The sequence below is a fragment of the Pseudomonas sp. PB120 genome, from assembly GCF_009761815.1.
Classification (GTDB): domain Bacteria; phylum Pseudomonadota; class Gammaproteobacteria; order Pseudomonadales; family Pseudomonadaceae; genus Aquipseudomonas.
Genome location: NZ_RWIN01000107.1, coordinates 1 through 17,141, shown reverse-complemented (window position 1 = coordinate 17,141; position 17,141 = coordinate 1). Strand labels below are relative to the sequence as shown.

20 protein-coding genes and 1 pseudogene are annotated in these 17,141 nt (G+C 60.2%); 13 read left to right on the top strand and 8 right to left on the bottom strand.

The features are described from left to right. A pseudogene (locus EJA72_RS29040) lies at positions 1 to 228 on the top strand (hypothetical protein); the annotation flags it as partial. 284 nt (positions 229 to 512) lie between these two features. Here the strand turns inward: EJA72_RS29040 and EJA72_RS19725 are convergent. From EJA72_RS19725 to EJA72_RS19700, 6 genes are all read right to left on the bottom strand, one after another. Next, positions 513 to 740 (bottom strand): DUF6555 family protein, encoded by a 228-nt coding sequence (locus EJA72_RS19725; protein ID WP_157713048.1) that lies wholly within the window; start codon positions 738 to 740, stop codon positions 513 to 515. 188 nt (positions 741 to 928) lie between these two features. Then, positions 929 to 1,201, bottom strand: coding sequence for a hypothetical protein (locus tag EJA72_RS19720; protein ID WP_157713047.1), 273 nt, complete (start codon positions 1,199 to 1,201; stop codon positions 929 to 931). 262 nt (positions 1,202 to 1,463) lie between these two features. Next, complete coding sequence (locus EJA72_RS19715; RefSeq protein WP_157713046.1) at positions 1,464 to 2,144, bottom strand: SOS response-associated peptidase; 681 nt, start codon at positions 2,142 to 2,144, stop codon at positions 1,464 to 1,466. A gap of 39 nt (positions 2,145 to 2,183) precedes the next feature. Further along, positions 2,184 to 2,897 carry an ABC transporter ATP-binding protein gene (locus tag EJA72_RS19710; protein ID WP_157713045.1) on the bottom strand — a complete coding sequence of 238 codons (714 nt, stop codon included), beginning with the start codon at positions 2,895 to 2,897 and terminating at the stop codon, positions 2,184 to 2,186. 3 nt (positions 2,898 to 2,900) lie between these two features. Beyond that, the gene (locus EJA72_RS19705) at positions 2,901 to 3,743 is read right to left on the bottom strand and encodes an ABC transporter permease (protein WP_157713044.1); all 843 of its coding nucleotides are present in this window, start codon (positions 3,741 to 3,743) and stop codon (positions 2,901 to 2,903) included. A gap of 21 nt (positions 3,744 to 3,764) precedes the next feature. Beyond that, positions 3,765 to 4,751 carry an aliphatic sulfonate ABC transporter substrate-binding protein gene (locus EJA72_RS19700; RefSeq protein WP_157713043.1) on the bottom strand — a complete coding sequence of 329 codons (987 nt, stop codon included), beginning with the start codon at positions 4,749 to 4,751 and terminating at the stop codon, positions 3,765 to 3,767. A gap of 352 nt (positions 4,752 to 5,103) precedes the next feature. Here EJA72_RS19700 and EJA72_RS19695 point away from each other — a divergent pair, with 352 nt between their 5' ends. From EJA72_RS19695 to EJA72_RS19685, 3 genes are all read left to right on the top strand, one after another. After that, entirely contained in the window at positions 5,104 to 5,994 is an 891-nt protein-coding gene (locus EJA72_RS19695; RefSeq protein WP_372240722.1) for an ABC transporter substrate-binding protein, read from the top strand. A gap of 100 nt (positions 5,995 to 6,094) precedes the next feature. Next, on the top strand, positions 6,095 to 6,994 hold the full coding sequence (locus EJA72_RS19690) for a polysaccharide deacetylase family protein (RefSeq protein ID WP_157713041.1): 900 nt from the start codon (positions 6,095 to 6,097) through the stop codon (positions 6,992 to 6,994). Between the two features lie 111 nt (positions 6,995 to 7,105). Then, positions 7,106 to 7,345, top strand: coding sequence for a DUF1652 domain-containing protein (locus EJA72_RS19685; protein WP_157713040.1), 240 nt, complete (start codon positions 7,106 to 7,108; stop codon positions 7,343 to 7,345). A gap of 182 nt (positions 7,346 to 7,527) precedes the next feature. On the opposite strand, the gene EJA72_RS19680 is transcribed toward EJA72_RS19685, so the two are convergent. Further along, complete coding sequence (locus tag EJA72_RS19680; protein WP_157713039.1) at positions 7,528 to 8,418, bottom strand: LysR family transcriptional regulator; 891 nt, start codon at positions 8,416 to 8,418, stop codon at positions 7,528 to 7,530. A 127-nt stretch (positions 8,419 to 8,545) separates the two neighbouring features. On the opposite strand from EJA72_RS19680, the gene EJA72_RS19675 reads away from it, so the two are divergent. The 8 genes from EJA72_RS19675 to EJA72_RS19640 all read left to right on the top strand — a co-directional run bounded on the left by EJA72_RS19675 (position 8,546) and on the right by EJA72_RS19640 (position 16,214). Next, entirely contained in the window at positions 8,546 to 9,694 is a 1,149-nt protein-coding gene (locus EJA72_RS19675; protein WP_157713038.1) for a muconate cycloisomerase family protein, read from the top strand. A gap of 10 nt (positions 9,695 to 9,704) precedes the next feature. Continuing rightward, positions 9,705 to 9,995, top strand: coding sequence for a muconolactone Delta-isomerase (catC, locus tag EJA72_RS19670; protein ID WP_157713037.1), 291 nt, complete (start codon positions 9,705 to 9,707; stop codon positions 9,993 to 9,995). 51 nt (positions 9,996 to 10,046) lie between these two features. Next, positions 10,047 to 10,976, top strand: coding sequence for a catechol 1,2-dioxygenase (gene catA / locus EJA72_RS19665; RefSeq protein ID WP_157713036.1), 930 nt, complete (start codon positions 10,047 to 10,049; stop codon positions 10,974 to 10,976). Between the two features lie 161 nt (positions 10,977 to 11,137). Next, positions 11,138 to 12,097, top strand: coding sequence for an AraC family transcriptional regulator (locus tag EJA72_RS19660; protein WP_157713035.1), 960 nt, complete (start codon positions 11,138 to 11,140; stop codon positions 12,095 to 12,097). Positions 12,098 to 12,342: 245 nt separating this feature from the next. Beyond that, positions 12,343 to 13,707 carry a benzoate 1,2-dioxygenase large subunit gene (gene benA / locus EJA72_RS19655; protein WP_157713034.1) on the top strand — a complete coding sequence of 455 codons (1,365 nt, stop codon included), beginning with the start codon at positions 12,343 to 12,345 and terminating at the stop codon, positions 13,705 to 13,707. After that, positions 13,704 to 14,192, top strand: a complete 489-nt coding sequence (benB, locus tag EJA72_RS19650; RefSeq protein WP_157713033.1) for a benzoate 1,2-dioxygenase small subunit — start codon at positions 13,704 to 13,706, stop codon at positions 14,190 to 14,192. Before benA ends, benB begins: the two co-directional genes overlap by 4 nt. A 10-nt stretch (positions 14,193 to 14,202) precedes the next feature. Next, entirely contained in the window at positions 14,203 to 15,216 is a 1,014-nt protein-coding gene (benC, locus tag EJA72_RS19645; RefSeq protein ID WP_157713032.1) for a benzoate 1,2-dioxygenase electron transfer component BenC, read from the top strand. A gap of 224 nt (positions 15,217 to 15,440) precedes the next feature. Beyond that, a complete protein-coding gene (locus EJA72_RS19640) occupies positions 15,441 to 16,214 on the top strand; it encodes a 1,6-dihydroxycyclohexa-2,4-diene-1-carboxylate dehydrogenase (RefSeq protein WP_157713031.1) in 774 nt (257 codons plus the stop codon). 4 nt (positions 16,215 to 16,218) lie between these two features. On the opposite strand, the gene EJA72_RS19635 is transcribed toward EJA72_RS19640, so the two are convergent. Then, positions 16,219 to 16,581 (bottom strand): NUDIX hydrolase, encoded by a 363-nt coding sequence (locus tag EJA72_RS19635; protein WP_157713030.1) that lies wholly within the window; start codon positions 16,579 to 16,581, stop codon positions 16,219 to 16,221. 211 nt (positions 16,582 to 16,792) lie between these two features. Here EJA72_RS19635 and EJA72_RS19630 point away from each other — a divergent pair, with 211 nt between their 5' ends. Beyond that, on the top strand, positions 16,793 to 16,987 hold the full coding sequence (locus EJA72_RS19630; protein WP_157713029.1) for a DUF2188 domain-containing protein: 195 nt from the start codon (positions 16,793 to 16,795) through the stop codon (positions 16,985 to 16,987). The last annotated feature ends 154 nt before the right edge of the window (positions 16,988 to 17,141 follow it).

The following is a 17,141-nucleotide window of genomic DNA, read 5'->3' as shown; positions in this document are numbered from 1 at the left end:
AGCCTGCTGGCGATGGACGTCAACGATAACGCGACCTGTCTGGAGGATCGCGGTGTCTGGGTATCCATCGCCAGCAGGCTGGCTCCCACATTTGATTGGGGTGTACTTGAGAGAGATCAGTCGACTGTCAGGCCGTCATCGCTGGCAAGCCAGCTCCCACAGGGGGAATGCGGACACCCGCAAAAGCCAGGTCGGCTGTCAGGCCGCCTCGCTTTGCTTTTGATTTAGGCGCCCCGTTAAACCACGATGGCCGAACGCAGGCATTGCGGAGTGGGGAAACCGGCAGGACGCCGGTTTAGCCGCCCTCGGCCATGGATGGCCGATGGCGGCGACCCACGGAGCAATGCCGGAGTGAGGGCATGCCGAGCCTTAGCGAGGCACCAAGTGGTGGGGCAAGAGCCTTTTGCTTACTTTTCGGCGTTTGGAAAAGTGAGTCGCCGTAAGGGCGAAACCAATAGCGGCCGTTACCGCAAAAACGGATATGTACGCCGTAAAAATAGCGCAGGCGCAAATCAAACCGCCTCATTCCACCGAACCTTCGTAATCCCCAACCCCTGAGCCTCAACCCGCGCAACCTCGAGACTGGCATGCACCGCAATCCGCCGCCTCGCCGAGGGATAAGCATGCGCAAACGCCGAATGTATCGCCTCGACATCCGAAAACTGCACAGCCAACTTGAAAAAATGCTGCCGCACTCCATCAAACAAGTAATGTACGGCATAGGGAATGACTTCGCTCATGTGCTCTCCTGAGGATAATCAAAGACTTAGCTCGGTAATCGAAAGGGAATTCAGAGTGGTCTGCAATTTAAGAAAGTGCAGAAATGAGAAGACTGAAAATACAAGAGGCTCATAGAGCCTCCGCTATTGAGAGTGTTCCGACACCGGGTTCGTTCAGTTCTTTTGCCGAACAGATTCCGGGCCGCGATTCAGATGTCTTCCAGGTGCTCAAAATCGGGGTGCTCAGCCCGATAACCCAGGGTTTTGTCGATCCATGCGTTCAGCTCATTGACCATGACCGGGTGTTTGCCCGGATAGACGTCGAGGGTTGAACGCAGGAGGTTGTCGATGTTGCTAATTGAACGCAAGTTTCGGGTCTGTATGTATTGCCCGATAAAACAGTCAAGTTTGTAACGCTCTGTCGTCGAAAGATAAATGCACTCCAGACCGCCGACTTGATTAATTATTAAATCGTCGCGCAATTTGATTCTCTGCAAGGCTTGTAGTTTTAGGGATTTCCTTAATTTGCTGACTCTTTGGTCAACTGGGTGGTACGAGGGAAATGCGGCGCGAATCCTAGCTGTAGTATTACTAAATGTATCGGATTGTCAGACAAGCGGTTAATGCCGTCGCCTTCACTCCGAAGCAAGTGTTTCCTGGATGAAACACTAGGTGTAACGTTTGAGAGTTTAATGGGGATAGACAACTGTTATTTATGCCAGCATGACTGTCGATATTGATAGTTCAAATGAACTCCTCAATCAGCGTCGCGCCTTGATTTCGTGTGTTGCCGACCGCTTTGCCTACCTTGTACCACTCGAAGACCTCGCTGGTTTCACCCTGCAAAAGTGCCATTTGTTCCGCGCGTTCCAAGGGAGTCGCCGGATTGAGCCATTCCCGCGCCAGTTCCGCAGATAACACGACCGGCCGGCGGTCATGGATGTCGAGCATGCCGCCCGCGCTGTCCGCGGTGATGATCACGAAACCGCCGTCGGCCTTTGGCTCACCTGCGCCCACCGGGAACTGTCCAATGGCTGCGCAGAAAATCGGCCCGCGGTCCCTGCGCCGGATGAGCCACGGTTGCCGGGTTGAATCCCCGGCATCGACCCATTCAAACCAGTTGTCGACCGGCACAATGGCGCGGTGCGGCCAGATGGCCCTGAAGAACGGACCGTGGGCAACTTTTTCGACCCGTGCATTGATCGGCGCGGCGCGGTCCTTCGCCCAATGCGGTCGCCAGCCCCAACGTTGCGAATCGGCGTGCAGGCCATCGCTCTCCAGATGCAGCAGGGCGAGTTGAGTGGTCGGCGCGGCGTTGTAACGCGCCAGCGGTTCGTCGCCGACGTGGTTGATCAGCGCGTCGGGGATGCTCAGCACCGCCACGAAATCGTGAATGCCCCGGTATTGCGACAGTCGTCCGCACATCGGCTGAATCCTCCGGTTCGAGCCTTCAGCTTAGTTGTGTCAGATCACATGCGCCCGCTGCAACTCGGTCAGCGACAACGCCTTTAGCTGCGCCAGTAATGGGTCCCGGCGATCACGGGGATGCGTCAGTTGCACCGCCAGTTCCTGACGAATGCTGCTCGGACGATTGTCCATCACCAGCACGCGATCGCTGAGGTACAGCGCCTCATCGACGTCGTGGGTCACCAGCAGCAGGGCGATGGCGTGGCGCTCGGCCAATTGCAGCAGCAAGTCCTGCAATTTCATGCGGGTGAAGGCGTCCACGGCGCTGAACGGCTCGTCGAGCAACAGCACGTGCGGACGTGAATAGAGGCCGCGTGCGATGGCCACGCGCTGGGCCATCCCGCCTGACAACGCCTTCGGCAAGGCTTGAGCAAAACCGCCCAGGCCGACTTCCTCGATCAATTGCGCGACCCAGGCCTTGTCGTAATCGTTGTCTGCGCTGAAGCCGATGTTCTGTTCAACGGTCAGCCAGGGCATCAGCCGTGGTTCCTGGAAGACGAACGCAACTTCGCCGGCACGGTTGCGCAACTCGCCCTGATAATCCTTTTCCAGACCGGCGACGATGCGCAGCAAGGTGCTTTTTCCGCAACCGCTGGGGCCCAGCAGACTGACAGCTTCCCGGGGCTGCAATTGCAGATGAATGTTTTGCAGTACGGTGGTGGCGCCAAAGGTTTTGCGCTCGACGCGAATGTCCAGCAAGTGTTCGGTCATGGCTCAATCCTCTGCGCTTTGGCCGTTGAAGGTGTCGCGCCAGGCGAGGCAGCGTTTTTCCAGCCCGGCCAACAGGCCATCGCTCAGTTTGCCCAGCAGCGCCAAAACGATGATTGCCGCAAGGACGATGTCCGGGCGGGACGTTTCGCGCCCGTCACTGAGCAGATAACCCAAACCTTTGGTCGCCGCGATCAGCTCGGCCGCGACCAGAAACATCCAGGCCAGGCTCATGCCGCTGCGCAATCCGGTGAACAGGCCGGGCAGGGCAGCCGGCACCAGAATCCGCCGCACCAGACGTGTGCGGCTGAAGCCGTACATCTGGCCGACTTCCACCAGTTTGCGGTCGATGTCGCGGATCGCCGCCACGCCGTTGAGGTACACCGGGAAGAAGGCGCCGATGGCGATCAGGACGATTTTCGAGGTTTCGTCGATGCCCAGCCACAGCAACAACAGCGGTACCCAGGCTAGGCTTGGAATCGAACGCAGCCCGGCAAACGTCGGCTCCAGCCAGGCTTCGGCTTCGCGGCTCAGCCCGACCCAGGCGGCAAACACCAGGGCCAGACTCGCACCAATGGCGAACCCCAGCAGCACCCGCAACAGGCTGGCGCTGATGTGCTTCCACAAAGCGCCTTCGGCCAGATCGCGCAATGTCAGGGCGATTTCGCTGGGGGCGGGCATTTGGTAGGAGGGCAGCCAGCCAACGCGCACGACGAATTCCAGCACCAGCAGGATCAGCACCGGCAGGGCCAGCCCCTTGAGGCGCAAACGCCAGGCGTTATTCAAGGACACACTGGCGCGGCGCGGCGCTGGCAATCCAAGGGGCAGGTCTTTGCTTTTACTGGTCATGGCGTTCTCTGGGGGGGACGTTTACTGGCGTGCCACGGCGTCTTTGAAACCGGTGTCGATCAGTTGATCGATCACTTGATCGACGTTGACTCCGCGACGCACCAGTTCTTCCGACACCAGGATCGGTGCGGCCGCCTTGGAGGCGATCACATCGTTGGCGGTCAATTGCGGGCTGCTCAGGTCCGTGCGCGACAATTGCAGCTTGGCCACTTCCAGCGGCAGGCCGGATTCGGTGGCGAGCAATTTCGCCAGTTCCTCAGGGTTTTTTACTGCCCAGTCGCGGGCTTTTTCGTACGCCTTGAGGACGGTGTCGATGGCTTGCGGGTGCTCTTTCGCATAGGTGTCGGTGACGCTGACCACGCCGTAACTGTTGAAGTGGGTGTTGCGATAGAGCAGGCGCGAACCGGCCTGGACCTGGCTGGCGGCCATGTGCGGATCGAGGCCCGCCCAGGCGTCGACGTCACCTTTTTCCAGCGCGGTGCGGCCGTCCGGATGCTGCAAGTGCACCAGTTCCACATCGTCTTTGCTGAGGCCGGCCTGTTGCAGGCTGCGCAGGGTGAACAGGTAGGGGTCGGTGCCTTTGGTCGCGGCGATTTTCTTGCCTTTCAGGTCGGCCACGGTTTTGTAGGGCGAATCCTTGCGCACCACCAACGCGGTCCATTCGGCGCGGCTATAGACGTAGACCGATTTGATCGGGCTGCCGTTGGCGCGGCTGAGCACGGCGGCGAGGCTGGCAGAAGACGCGAAGTCGACGCCGCCACTGTTCAGGTATTCCAGCGAGCGGTTGCTGCCCTGGCTCAACACCCAGCTGACCTTGGTCTGTGGCAGGGCTTGTTCCAGAAACCCAAAGTGCTTGAGCACCAGGCTGACTGGCGAGTAATAGGCGTAATCCAGGTGCACTTCGGCGGGCGGCGCTTCAGCGGCCTGGGCGGCAGGTTGCAGGCTCAAGGCCAGGGCGCAGGCGCTGAGCAAATACTTGAATGTAGAGAAACGGGCGTTGGGTTTCATGGGACAGCTCCAGGCAAGGCGGCAAGTTTCTTATTTCTAAAAAGTCATTTTTTAAAATTGATACTGCATAAAAAGGAATATTGCAGGCTCTGTGCCATGTTGCCGGGGGGAGCGTTTCCAAGGGGTTGGCGTTGCGGGCGAGGGGTAGAGCTGTTCCGGGGAAAACAGTCTGTTGAGTCACTGTTGCTGGGTGAACACTGTTCGCTGCCGGTCATGAGCTTATGCATAATTCGAATTTAAGAAGTGACTTGTAAGAGCGTTATGGTCTATCGCAATGACTTACAAGGAGCCCTCGATGAACCTGTCCCGATTCGTACGAAGTGTGCTGGCCAGCGCACTGTTTGCTGCGCCAATGGCCTACGCCGCCGAACCCGTCGTCCTGCACGTAGGCGATCAGAATTACTACAACGTTCGGGCATCGGTTGAGGCGTCGGGTGTGTTGAAAGACGCGCCGTATACCGTCGACTGGAAACATTTTCAGGCCGCCGCACCGCTGGCCGAAGCACTGAATACCGGCGCGCTGGACGTGGGCTTCCTCGGCGATTCGGGCTTTCTGTTTCTGGCGGCCAAACAGGCGCCCGTCAAGCTGATCGGCGTATCCCGGCAGAACCCTGACACCATCGCGCTGCTGGTGCCCAAGGATTCACCGGTCAAGACCATCGCCGATCTGAAGGGCAAGAAAGTCGCTTACTGGCCCGGGGCCTGGAGCCAGCAACTGACCTTGCGCGCCCTGGAAAATGCCAACCTGCCGGAGGACTACGTCGACTTCATCAAACTGATGCCGATTGATGCCGCCGCCGCGTTGCCTCAGGGCAGCATCGATGCGTTTCCGGTCTGGGAGCCTTACATCTCCCAGCAGATTCTGTTCTCTGGCGCGCGACCGATTCTCACCGCAAAGAACCTGATGCCAGGCCTGAGCGCCATCGCCGCTTCGACGCCTTCGATCGACACCAAGCGTGAAGCCATTGCCGACTTCCTGGGGCGCCTGAAAAAGGCTCGGGCGTGGGTCGACAACCACACCGATGAGTACGCGGATCTGTGGGCCAAAAAGGCCAACCTCGACCAGGACGTTTCGCGCCATTGGCTGCGCCAGGCGCACATGACCGTCGGGCCGGTGGATGCCCAGGCGGCATCGGACCTGCAGAGCACCGCCGACTTCCTGTTCAAGGTCAAGGCGCTGCCGACCGCATTGGCCACCGCCCCGATCATCGACCACTCGTTTCAACAGGCGTTGATCCAGTAACCACGGCGCGGCCGCAAGCACCGGAACCAAACTCTGTGTACCCTTATCCAACCAGCGCCCGCACACCTGTGCGGGCGTAACGGTTCGGCCAAGGCACATCATGAAACAGCTGTTCAAGGTTCTCTCTTTACTCGCCATTGCCGTCGGGCTGGCGGGGTGTATCGCTTCCCCCATCGAGTTGACGCCGCAGACCGAACAGCGTCTGCGCGCGCAGCCACCGATTCGTTTCCTGCTGACCTTTGACGACGGTCCCAGTGCCTCGAGCTTTTGGAACCCGACGATGACGGTGCTCGACAGCCTGGCCAGCAACCCGGTGCAACCGAACCTCAAGGCAGTGTTCTTCGTCCAGACTGGCGCGCCACGGGCGGGGGACAGCGACATCGGGCGCGAGGTCATGCGTCGCGAACATGCGGAGGGCCAGATTCTGGGTTTCCACACCGCCACCCACTCGCACACCAATCACCGTTCCCTGAGCCCGGAAGAACTGGAGCAGTCGCTGACCAAAGGTTGCGCCGACATTGCCGCGATCACCGACGCACCACCGGTGCTGGTGCGTCCGCCGTTCTGGAACTACGACAAACGGGTTTTCGCCGCCTATCAGCTGCACGGTCTGCATGTGCTCCTGACCGACCTGAGCGCCAATGACGGCAAAATCTGGGGCTTCAACGCCAGCCCTCGGCGGCGCTCGCACATGCTGCGCTCGATGTCTGAAGTGCGCGAACGCATTGCCCTGGGTGAGTTGCCGGTGGTGGACGGGGTGATCCCGGTAGTAGTGACCTTCCACGACCTCAATCGCTATACCGCCCGGCATACCCGTGAATACCTGCAAATCCTCCTCGACAGCGCGCAGGCGACCGGCGTGAAAACCGCAGAAAAGCCGTTTTACGACGACACGGCCGCGCTGCAAGCGGCGGCACTGGCGCGCACCGTTCGAGACAGTTCAGAGCCGGTGAAATTGCCGGGCATCTGGAATTGGATCTGGGATGGCGATTCTCACTAGAAAAACTGCCCGAAATGAGAGCCAGGTAGCACTTTTTGCTCGCGCAAAATGGCCAAACCGCATCTATCCTCAGTGGGTCCAATCCGATCAACTGCTATCGAGGCGTCGGCCATGGTTCCGATTTCAGTGCTTTGCAACATTATGGAGTCCGGTTTTGAGCCGCTGTCCTGCGATTGCACGGAGAACGGCGGCTTGTTGCGCATCGAGGTTTTCGAACCGGCCAGCGGGCGGGTCGAACTGTTGATCAGTGGTGTATCGACCGCTCAGCTGACCAGCGTGCGGGCGATTTCCGACCTGATCGGCGAGTTGCGCACCGAAATGAGCGCTGGGCGTAGGGCGTTTGCGGGTTAACGGATGTTATTCAAGAAGTGGTGATGCTTCTGTGGCGAGGGAGCTTGCTCCCGCTGGGTTGCGCAGCAGCCCCCATAGGGGTCTTTCACTGAGTTGGCATTGTTGGAACTGCTACTCAGTCCAGCGGGAGCAAGCTCCCTCGCCACAAAAAGCAGCCTCGCCATAGAAATGCATTGCCCGTTTTATTCACTCCCCCGCGGCAGCAACACATCAATCATCCCCAAACAATGATTCAACCCCGGTGATACATCGCCCACCCGTCGGCTGAGGATGATCGGCGAGGTCGCGTTGTCCTCCAGCAGCGGTGTAAAGCCAATGTCATCGCGGTGCAGCAGTTGCACCGACGCGGGCACCAGTGTGACCCCGATGCCAGCCCCCACCAATCCAATGGCCGTTTGCAGTTCATTGGTCCATTGCGCCACATGAATACTCACGCCATAGGATTCGAACAGGGCAATGACGTGGTCGGCATAGCTGGGGCGTGGGTTGCCGGGGTACAGCACGAAGGGCTCCTTCGCCAGGTCCCGCAGGCTGATCGGCCCGGCCAGCAACGGGTGGCCGGCGGGCAGGGCGGCCACCAGCCGGTCTTCGGTCAACACGGTCTGGACGATGGCCGGGTCGTCGATGCGGATGCGGCCGAAGCCGATATCGATGCGCCCGGCCTTGAGCGCCTGCACCTGTTGCAGCGTGGTCATCTCCGAAAGCCCCAGTTCAAGCTCCAGCGGCTCACCGCTGCGCAAACGGCGAATCAGCTCCGGCAACACGCCGTAAAGCGTCGAAGGGGCAAAACCGATGCCCAGCCAGGTCTTTTCACCCAGGCCGATCCGCCGTGTGTTGTCGCACACCTTACCCAGTTGCTCGAGCAGGGCGGTGGAGTGCTCATGGAAAAACCGCCCGGCGTCCGTCAGCTTCAACGGCCGTCCGCGTTCCAGCAGCAGAACGCCGAGTTCGTCTTCCAGTTGCTGGATCTGCCGGCTCAAGGGCGGTTGGGCGATGTGCAGCAGTTCGGCGGCGCGGGTGAAATTGAGGGTTTGAGCCAGTACCTGAAAATACCGCAGGTGACGCAGTTCCATGGGGCCTCCACACGTCAAACGGTTGCATACCTTTAAGGTATCAAGTCAGACCAATTCTATATTGGCACTGAAAAAAAAGCCGTACCAGAATCGGTTCCAGAACTTTAAGAACCTGACGGGTATCGCCATGCTTGCAACAGCCATTGAATCGATCGAGACGATCATCGTCGATCTGCCGACCATCCGCCCGCACAAGCTGGCGATGCACACCATGCAGAATCAGACTCTGGTGATCATTCGCGTACGCTGTGCCGATGGCATCGAAGGCATTGGCGAGTCCACCACCATCGGTGGCCTGGCGTACGGCAATGAAAGCCCGGACAGCATCAAGACCAACATCGACAAACACTTCGCGCCGCTGCTGATCGGCCAGGACAGCGGCAACATCAATGCCGCGATGTTGCGCCTGGAACGCAGCATCCGTGGTAATACCTTCGCCAAATCAGGTATCGAAACCGCGTTGCTCGACGCGTTGGGCAAGCGCCTCGGGCTGCCGGTCAGCGAACTGCTGGGCGGCCGGGTTCGCGATGCGCTGCCGGTGGCCTGGACCCTGGCCAGTGGCGACACGGAAAAGGACATCGCCGAAGCGGAAAAAATGCTCGACCTGCGCCGCCACCGGATCTTCAAACTGAAGATCGGTGCGGGCGAGGTCAACCGCGACCTGGCCCACGTGATTGCGATCAAGAAAGCCTTGGGCGACCGCGCCAGTGTGCGTGTCGATGTCAACCAGGCCTGGGACGAAGCGGTCGCCTTGCGTGCCTGCCGGATCCTGGGCACCAACGGCATCGACTTGATCGAACAGCCGATCTCGCGCAACAACCGCACGGGTATGGTTCGCCTGAATGCCATGAGCCCGGCACCGATCATGGCCGATGAGTCCATCGAATGCGTCGAAGATGCCTTCAACCTGGCCCGGGACGGCGCGGCCTCAGTGTTCGCCCTGAAAATCGCCAAGAACGGCGGCCCACGCGCCGTGCTGCGAACCGCTGCCATCGCCGAAGCGGCGGGCATCGGCCTGTATGGCGGCACCATGCTTGAAGGGGGGATCGGCACCCTGGCGTCGGCCCATGCCTTCGTCACGCTGAACAAACTGGCGTGGGACACCGAACTCTTCGGCCCGCTGCTGTTGACCGAAGACATCCTCAGCGAGCCGCTGGTCTATCGCGATTTCGAGTTGCACGTGCCGAAAACGCCGGGCCTGGGCCTGAGCCTGGACGAAGAGCGCCTGGCGTTCTTCCGTCGCGATAAAACGTCTACCGCCATTCATCAAGCCTGAGGAGAGCATTATGCTGTTCCACGTAAAAATGACCGTGAACCTGCCGGTCGACATGAATCCGGAAGCCGCCGCCAAGCTCAAGGCTGACGAAAAAGCCCTGGCCCAGCGCCTGCAGGAACAAGGCAAGTGGCGTCACCTGTGGCGCATCGCCGGGCTCTATGCCAATTACAGCGTGTTCGATGTCGACAGCGTCCAAGAGCTGCACGACCTGCTGATGCAATTGCCGCTGTACCCGTACATGGCGATCGAAGTCACCGCGATGTGCCGGCATCCTTCTTCCATCCGCGAGGATGACCGCTGAACCCAGCCTGTTCAGTTCGCCACGCCAATAATTACAAGATGAGGAACCACCATGAACGTCAAGATTTCCCACACTGCCAGCGCCCAGAAGTTTCTCGAAGAGGCCAGCGGCCTGTTGAATGACGCCGGCGACCCGCGCGTCAAGGCCCTGGTCTACCGCATCCTGCGCGATTCGGTGAACATCATCGAAGACCTGGCCGTGACCCCGGAAGAATTCTGGAAAGCCGTCAATTACCTCAACGTGCTGGGTGCTCGCCAAGAAGCCGGTTTGTTGGTGGCGGGGCTCGGTCTGGAGCATTACCTCGACCTGTTGATGGACGCTGAAGACGAGCAGGCCGGTAAATCCGGTGGCACGCCGCGGACCATCGAAGGGCCGCTGTACGTGGCGGGTGCGCCGTTGTCGCAAGGCGAAGCGCGTCTGGACGATGGCCTCGATCCGGGTGTGACCCTGTTCATGCAAGGCCGGGTGTTCAACACGGCGGGCGAACCGTTGGCCGGCGCGGTGGTGGACGTGTGGCACGCCAACACGGGCGGCACTTACTCCTACTTCGATACCGCACAATCGGAATTCAACCTGCGCCGCCGCATCGTTACCGATGCCGAAGGCCGCTACCGTTTCCGCAGCATCGTGCCGTCGGGCTACGGCTGCCCACCGGACGGTCCGACCCAGCAATTGCTCGATCAACTGGGCCGTCATGGCCAGCGTCCGGCGCACGTGCACTTCTTCATCTCGGCACCGGATCATCGTCACCTGACCACCCAGATCAACCTGGATGGCGACCAGTACCTGCACGACGATTTCGCCTATGCTACCCGTGACGAGCTGATCGCGAAGATCACCTTCAGCGATGATCAGGAGCGCGCAGCGGCGCATGGCGTCAGCGGTCGTTTTGCCGAAATCGAATTCGACTTTACCTTGCAGTCGTCTGCCCAGCCGCAAGAGCAACAGCGCCACGAACGGGTGCGCGCACTGGAAGACTGACAGCGCACCATGCGCCAACCCTGTAGGAGCGAGCCTGCTCGCGATGGTCGTTAACGATGACGCTGGGAGCCTGATTCCCTGCGGCGTCCTTGAGTCCATCGCGAGCAAGCTCGCTCCTACAGTTCGGTGGCGTAATCGATAACAACAGCGAGAGTGAACCGATGATGCACGCGCAACTGTTGAGTCAGCGCAGCAGAGTGTTCGACCAGGCCGACCCCTACGCGGTGTCGGGCTACGTCAATCAGCACGTCGGCAATCACTGCATCCTGATGCCCCGCACCGGTCGGCCGCTGGCCAGCCTGGATCATCGCAAGTTCGCCAGTCTCGACCTGTGTCGCATCAGCTACGGTGCCAGCGTGCGGGTGACGTCCGGCGCGCTGGACAGCATTTATCATCTGCAGGTGCTGCTGCGCGGTAACTGCCTGTGGCGCGGGCACGGCGACGAGCATTACTTCGCGCCGGGCGAGCTGCTGTTGATCAATCCCGACGATCCGGTGGACCTGACCTATTCCGCCGATTGCGAAAAATTCATCCTGAAAGTGCCCACCCGTTTGCTGGAATCGGTGTGTGACGAGCAGCGCTGGCGGTACCCGGGGCAGGGCGTGCGGTTTCTGGAAAACCGTTACCAGCTCGATGAACTTGAAGGCTTCGTCAGCCTGCTGGCAATGATTTGCCAGGAAGCCGAAGCCACCGAGCAGATCCCCAAGGTCCAGGAGCATTACGCGCAGATTATCGTCAGCAAGATGCTCAGCCTGATGAAGACCAATGTCAGCCGGGTCAGCCTCGGTTCCCCTTCGGCCACGTTCGAGGTGATCGCCGATTACATCGCGCGCAACCTGAAACAGGACATCGACAGTGAAGAACTGGCGCGTCTGGCGCGGATGAGCCTGCGTTCGTTGTATGGCCTGTTTGAGCGCAACGCCGGGGCTACGCCGAAAAACTATATCCGGCAGAAACGGCTGGAACGCGTCAACGCCTGCCTGAGCGACCCGACCTGCAATGTGCGTAACGTCACGGAAGTGGCGATGGATTACGGCTTCCTGCACCTGGGAAGGTTCTCCGAGAGCTACCGCAAACAGTTTGGCGAATTGCCGTCCGATACGCTCAAGCGCCGGCACTGAGTTCACTCAAACGACACCAAAACTGTGGCGAGGGAGCTTGCTCCCGCTTGACTGCGAAGCAGTCATTTTTTTGGGGCCGCTGCGCAGCCCAGCGGGAGCAAGCTCCCTCGCCACATTGGCCGGGCTCAAATACCGAGTTAATCGTTGCACAAACCGGATAAAGGTCTGCACCCATCGGATAGTCCCCCCCCATCCCCCCGTCCTAGCATGGCCCTGCCTGAACAATAACAATGGAGGCGGCGGCCATGACCCTGCGACCCGAATACCTTCACGCCCTGCTGGAAGACGATAAAGAGCACGGCATCTATCGCTGCAAACGCGAGATGTTCACCGACCCGCGCCTGTTCGATCTGGAGATGAAGCACATCTTCGAGGGCAACTGGCTGTACCTGGCTCACGAAAGCCAGATCCCCAATATCAACGATTTCTACACCACCACCATGGGGCGCCAGTCGATCTTCATCGCGCGCAACAAGGACGGCGTGCTCAACGCCTTCATCAACGCCTGCAGTCATCGCGGCGCAACACTCTGCCGGCACAAGTCAGGCAACAAAAGTTCCTACACCTGCCCGTTCCACGGCTGGACCTTCAACAACTCCGGCAAGCTGCTCAAAGTCAAAGACCCGGCGCAGGCCGGCTACCCGGCGAGTTTCAACTGCGAAGGCTCCCACGACCTGACCAAAGTCGCGCGGTTCGAGTCCTATCGCGGCTTTCTCTTCGGCAGCCTGAAGGCCGATGTGGTGCCGCTGGTGGAGCACCTTGGCGAGTCGGCGAAGATCATCGACATGATCGTCGACCAGTCCGCCGATGGCCTGGAAGTACTGCGTGGTTCATCAAGCTATATCTACGAAGGCAACTGGAAACTCACCGCCGAAAACGGCGCCGACGGCTACCACGTCAGCTCGGTGCACTGGAACTACGCGGCCACCCAGAACCAGCGCAAACAACGCGAAGCCGGCGACAGCAACCCGACCATGAGCGCCGGCAGCTGGGCCAGGCAGGGCGGCGGTTTTTACTCGTTCGACAAGGGCCACATGCTGCTCTGGACCCGGTGGTCGAACCCCGAAGACCGTCCGCTGTACGAGCGCCGCGATGAATTGGCCGAGGACTTCGGCAAGGCCCGCGCCGACTGGATGATCGAGAACTCGCGCAACCTGTGCCTGTACCCGAACGTGTACCTGATGGACCAGTTCAGCTCGCAGATCCGCATCGCCCGGCCGATCTCGGTCGACCGCACCGAAATCACCATCTATTGCATCGCCCCCAAAGGCGAAAGCGACAGCGCGCGCGCGAGCCGGATCCGTCAGTACGAAGATTTCTTCAATGTCAGCGGCATGGCCACACCGGACGATCTGGAAGAGTTCCGCTCCTGCCAGACCAGCTATCAGGGCAGTGTCACGACCTGGAACGACATGTCCCGGGGGGCTGAGCACTGGATCGAAGGCGCCGACGAGGCGGCCAGGGAAATCGACTTGCACCCGCTGCTCAGTGGCGTGCGCACTGAAGATGAAGGGCTGTTTGTGCTGCAACACAAGTACTGGCAGCAAACGATGCTCAAGGCGCTGGCCGCCGAGCAGTCCGAATTGATCGCCGTGGAGGCTGTGCAATGACCATCACGTTTGATGCCGTGCGCGACTTTCTCTACCGCGAAGCGCGCTACCTCGATGATCGGCAATGGGACGAATGGCTGGAGTTGTATGCCCCGGACGCGACCTTCTGGATGCCGTCCTGGGACGACAACGACGAGCTGACCGAAGACCCGCAGCGGGAAATCTCGTTGATCTGGTACGGCAACCGCACCGGCCTGGAAGACCGCATCTTCCGTATCAAGACCGAACGCTCCAGCGCGAGCATTCCCGACACCCGCACCTCCCACAACATCAGCAACATCGAGTTGCTGGAGCAGGTCGACGGCGTGTGCAAGGTACGCTTCAACTGGCACACCCTGAGCTTTCGCTACAAGACCGTCGACAGCTATTTCGGCAGCAGTTTCTACACCCTCGATGTGCGCGGTGAAAACCCGCTGATCAAGGCCAAGAAAGTGATCCTGAAGAACGACTACGTTCGCCAGGTCATCGATGTTTACCACCTGTGAGGCGGCCGTCATGACTCATTCCATCGCATTCAATTTCGAAGACGGCGTCACGCGCTTTATCGACGCCAATGCCGGCGAAACCGTGGCCGACGCTGCGTATCGCCAGGGCATCAACATTCCGCTGGACTGCCGCGACGGCGCGTGCGGCACCTGCAAGTGTTTCGCCGAAGCCGGGCGTTATGACCTGGGCGAGGAATACATCGAGGATGCGCTCAGCGCGGAAGAAGCCGAGCAAGGTTTTGTCCTGACCTGCCAGATGCGCGCGCAGAGCGATTGCGTAGTGCGGGTGCCGACATCGTCGCAAGTCTGTCGCACGGGTCAGGCCAGCTACGACGCGACCATCAGCGCCGTGCGCCCGTTGTCCGACAGCACCCTCTTGTTGTCGATCAAGGGCGACGCGCTGAGCAAACTGGCGTTTCTGCCGGGGCAATACGTGAACCTCGGGATTCCCGGCAGTGAACAGACCCGGGCGTACTCGTTCAGCTCGTTGCAACGCGGCGGCGAAGTCAGCTTTTTGATTCGCAACGTGCCCGGGGGCCTGATGAGCAGCTTCCTCACCGGTATGGCCAAGGCCGGCGACAGCATGCGCCTGGCCGGGCCGTTGGGCAGCTTTTACCTGCGGGACATCCGCCGGCCGCTGTTGCTGCTGGCCGGTGGTACGGGGCTGGCACCGTTTACGGCGATGCTTGAGAAAATCGCCGAGCAGGGCAGTGAACATCCGCTGCATCTGATCTACGGCGTGACCCACGATTTCGACTTGGTGGAGCTCGACCGACTCGAAGCATTCGCCGCGCAGATTCCGAATTTCACTTTCAGCGCCTGCGTGGCCAGCCCTGACAGTCAGCATCCGCTCAAGGGCTACGTGACCCAGCACATCGAACCGCAGCATTTGAACGATGGCGACGTCGACGTTTACCTGTGCGGTCCGCCGCCGATGGTCGAAGCGGTCAGCCAGTACATCCGTGAGCAAGGCATCAAGCCTGCGAATTTCTACTACGAAAAATTCGCCGCCAGCGCGGCCTGAATGGCGGTCTCTGACGCTTGCTGGCCGAGACAATGTGAAGTCATACACCATTTTGTGGCGAGGGAGCTTGCTCCCGTTCGAGTGCGCAGCACTCGCAAAAAAGGCACGCGTGGCCAGATTTTTGGGGCCGCTTCGCAGCCCAGCGCGAGCAAGCTCGCTCGCCACAGAATAGTGTCGGCCCGGCATCAGCTATCCGTGAACACGATTTTCGTCATGAGGTACACATGAACAGATTTCATGAAAAAGTCGCGCTGATCACCGGGGCCGCCCAAGGCATCGGCCGGCGCGTTGCCGAGCGCATGGCGGCGGAGGGCGCGCGGTTGATTCTGGTTGATCGCTCCGAGCTGGTCTTCGACGTGCAACTGAAGTTAGGCCAGTCCAGTCAGGTGCTGGCGCTCACCGCCGACCTTGAGCAATACAGCGAGTGCAGCCGCGTGATGCAAACCGCCGTCGAACGTTTCGGTCGGCTGGATGTGTTGATCAACAACGTCGGCGGGACCATCTGGGCCAAACCGTTCGAGCATTACGACGCGCAGCAGATTGAAGCGGAAGTCCGGCGCTCGCTGTTCCCGACATTGTGGTGTTGCCATGCGGCGCTGCCGTTCATGCTGCAACAGGGGAGTGGGGCCATCGTCAACGTTTCCTCGATTGCCACGCGCAGCATCAACCGCGTGCCGTATGGCGCGGCGAAGGGCGGGGTGAATGCATTGACGGCGTGCCTGGCGTTCGAAACCGCCGGGCGTGGGGTTCGGGTCAATGCCACTGCGCCGGGTGGCACCGAAGCTCCGCCCCGAATGATTCCGCGAAACAGCGCCGAGCCGAGCGCGCAAGAGCAGGTCTGGTATCAGCAGATCGTCGACCAGACGCTCGACAGCAGTTTGATGAAACGCTATGGCACCCTGGATGAGCAGGCCGGCGCCATTCTGTTTCTGGCCAGTGACGAGGCGTCTTACATCACGGGCATGGTCATGCCGGTCGGCGGCGGGGATCAGGGCTGAGGCGCTACAGGCGACGTCGAAACGCGCTGACGATTTTGCGCGTGGCGTCGCTGGTGTTCAGGTTCTGCACCGAATCCAGCGGGTGCCAGATGCAGGCGATGATTTCGTTTAGCGGCCGAAGCGCGTCGAAGCTCTCCACCCAGGCTTCGTAGACATGGTGCCGGGTGCCGCCGGACTCCAGCTCCATGAGGTACAACACGCTGTCGGCGCCGAGGCCGGTTTCTTCCTGAAGTTCACGTAGGGCGGCACCCGCTGTGGTTTCACCAGGCTCGACTTTTCCGCCGGGCAAGGTCCAGCGACACCTGGGCTTGCGCACCAGAAGAACGTGTCGATCCTGTTCGCAAATAACGGTGGCGCGTACTTTCATCTGTAACCTGATTGCTCTTTGTCATTAAACGGACATAAAAATGCAATATGCGGGCCGAGCGCGCTGTTACAAGGGTTGGAGCAGGGGATGCCCGAAAAAGTGCCGTTGGCTGCCGGAATGCTGGCGCGACGTCTGGTCGGCATTTTGGCAGGGGGCGGGTGTAAGGTAGCCAAGTTAATCGTGGTTTATCACTGCCGTTAAGGAGATGACTATGAGTGTTCCTGTTCTGAACAAAATGCACATGAACGGTTATGACGTACTCAGCGTGAACAATGGGCCGTGGCGGGTGTGCACCAAAGCTGATCGGCTCGGCGCTTTTGGTAGTCGGGAGGAGGCATTGGCCTATGCGGCGGCGCTTCCTGCCTATCGGGCGAGGGCGGGGCGGTCTCCGGTGAATCAGACTTGAGCGTGAGGGGGCGAACACCGCAACAGCAAAGCGAGGCGGCCTGAAAGCCGACCTGACTCTTGCGGATGTGCCCGGTTCAAAAATGTGGGAGCCAGCCTGCTGGCGATGGACGTCAACGATAACGCGCCCAGTCTGGATGATCGCGTTGTCTGGG